Below are 2,076 nucleotides of genomic sequence, written 5' to 3'. Positions count from 1 at the left end.
GGGGCCATCCCGCCGGCGGGCGACCAGATGTCTCCGCCGGCAAAAACGTCGGTCCTGCTGCGCACGGAAGCCACCCCCCTGTCCAGGAAGGCCAGCGGCGGAGTGACGAAGAAGTTGAATTGGGGATTACCGGCGCCGACGGGTTCCTTATAGCCGGTCGCGGCAATCTTGCCGGTTTCGGTAACGAGGTGGGGATGGGCCGCGGTAAAGTCCGAAGGCGCCGGCTCCAGTATCGCAGGAACGCCCTCGGTGAGGACGAATCCCTCGTTGTAGAAAAACGGCTGTCCGTAGATGGGCTCTCCGTCGATGTCCAGTTCGCCCGTCAAGCCGACGACGGTCCCGCTCGCGTTGAGATCCCTGATTTTGGTGGGTTCGTGGCCTTGCCCGATGCCCGAGAAATCTTCGAGGGTGGTGATCCGATCTTCCGCGATTGCGCCCTCGCGCCAGACGGTGGTGTAGACGCTGAAATTGAGGCCCAGATAGGCGGTGGCGACTTGCAGCTCGTCGTCGACAGCAAAGTGCAGCCCGCCATCGCCGACCCCGGAATTGAGCGCGAAAGTTTCGGGCAGCGGCAAGGTACACACGCTGTGGTCGGACAAGGGGACGTGGCTGCTGGCGGCGGGGATCGTCGGGCCAGAGATCGATAAGGTCGGGCGTGCCGTCATTATCAGTGTCCTGGTCTGGAGGCGGCTCCGGATCCGGCTCTCCCTCATCCAGCGTGGCTGCACTCGCGATGTTGGAGGAGGGCGATTGGGTTTGATCGTTCCGCTGGAACACGCGATAGGCGTATTCCGTGCTCGGGGCTAGACCGCCGTCCAGGTAGCTGGTCTGGCTGGCCGGCAGCGTCGTAATCTCCGACCAATCTTCTCCGCTGAGACGCTCGACGCGGAACTGCGTAGCGCCGGGTGCGGGGTCATCCCAGTACAGTCCGATTTTCCGCTGACCTCTTGTGCCTTTGTGCGAGGCCATTTTTTCAGGTTGGCTAAATGGAGCTGCCCGCCCGGATCGGCCTCGCACAAAAGCACAAAGGCACAGCGACAAGGCGGGTTCATCGCCAGGACCCGTTCGATTCGCCAGTTTATCAAACCTTCCGACGCCAAAATATCCAGCCGCAAGCGATGGCGACGAGGAGCGTGAGGCTGCCAAAGACCCACAAGGTCGGATCGAAGCGGGCGACGGCGGGCGCCACGGCCGCGGGAGTTTTCGTGGCAGGCGCCGGCGCGACGGCGGCGGCAGGTGGAATTGGGGGAGCAGTGTCCAGGCGAGTTGCCCAGTCGGGCTTGGTGATCACGTCGGAGTGCGGGCCCAATCGGCCGAGACGTACTGCCTTGAAGTCCTTGGCCTTGAAGGCCGCCTCGTTGGCCCGCCACCACTCGCGCAGGATCTCCCGGTATTCGGGAGTACCGAAAGGTTGCTGCACTCGACGAGCCCAATCGCCGACTTCGCCCGTGAACGCCGGGGAGTTGCCGACAATCTTGGCAATGGTGTCGCAAGCTGAGATAGAAAGCCGGGGGGCACTGACATCGCCGTGCGCGGTGTCCCATGCCGGTTCCTCGCGGAACAGGTAGGGGGCCAGGAGCGGGACTAATTCAGGATCGCCGGAGGGTCCGAGTCCTCGAGGATTTGGGGACTCCGCGAACTTCTGCGCGAGGTGTCTCCGCATCTCCTCGTCCCCTAGATACAGAATTGTTAGCTGCGAGCTATAGGCGCCATCGTGCATTACCCCACCGTATCTGTCCGACATTTTCTTTATGTGGCTAACCAGTTCTTTTCGCTCGGAAGGAGATAATCTGCGCGCTTCCTCTGCGCGCTTTTCCAAGTTGAGTTTACTGAGTGCCTGAACCTTTTCGGTGAGCGGATGATCTTTTAGCGGATCAGGCTCTTCCGGGTAGTTTATCACTTCAAGGGTAGCGGCATCGGCGTAGACAGCAAACGCGGCCAATGCGGGAATTAGTCGAGTGAGTTTCATAACAGTCCGTCACGGTGCGAATTCTACGGCCGCCCTATTAGCCGCTTCCCAATCTTCATGCCGCAACCAGCGTCCCTCCGCCAAGCGTGACATCAGTGAACCTGGGT

3 protein-coding genes are annotated in these 2,076 nt (G+C 61.4%); 1 reads left to right on the top strand and 2 read right to left on the bottom strand.

Annotated elements, in window-relative coordinates; all coding sequences use genetic code 11:
* Positions 1-575: hypothetical protein (locus M3436_20960; GenBank protein ID MDQ3566435.1), on the bottom strand; the 575-nt coding region annotated here is incomplete at its 3' end.
* Between M3436_20960 and M3436_20955 the strand changes: the two genes are divergently transcribed.
* On the top strand, positions 547-807 hold the full coding sequence (locus M3436_20955; GenBank protein ID MDQ3566434.1) for a hypothetical protein: 261 nt from the start codon (positions 547-549) through the stop codon (positions 805-807). The two genes, M3436_20960 and M3436_20955, sit on opposite strands and share 29 nt — an antisense overlap.
* 274 nt (positions 808-1,081) lie before the next feature.
* Here M3436_20955 and M3436_20950 read toward each other — a convergent pair whose 3' ends face one another.
* Positions 1,082-1,969, bottom strand: a complete 888-nt coding sequence (locus M3436_20950) for a hypothetical protein (protein MDQ3566433.1) — start codon at positions 1,967-1,969, stop codon at positions 1,082-1,084.
* Positions 1,970-2,076 lie beyond the last annotated feature (107 nt).

It is taken from the genome of Pseudomonadota bacterium (assembly GCA_030859565.1).
In the GTDB taxonomy this organism is placed as follows: Bacteria; Pseudomonadota; Gammaproteobacteria; order JACCXJ01; family JACCXJ01; genus USCg-Taylor.
Note: the sequence above shows the minus strand (reverse complement) of the source record. Positions and strands in the feature narration are given on the sequence as shown.

Excerpts from the sequence above, each read along its gene's own strand:
- M3436_20950 (MDQ3566433.1), bottom strand. The coding sequence starts at position 1,969 with ATGAAACTCACTCGACTAATTCCCGCATTGGCCGCGTTTGCTGTCTAC.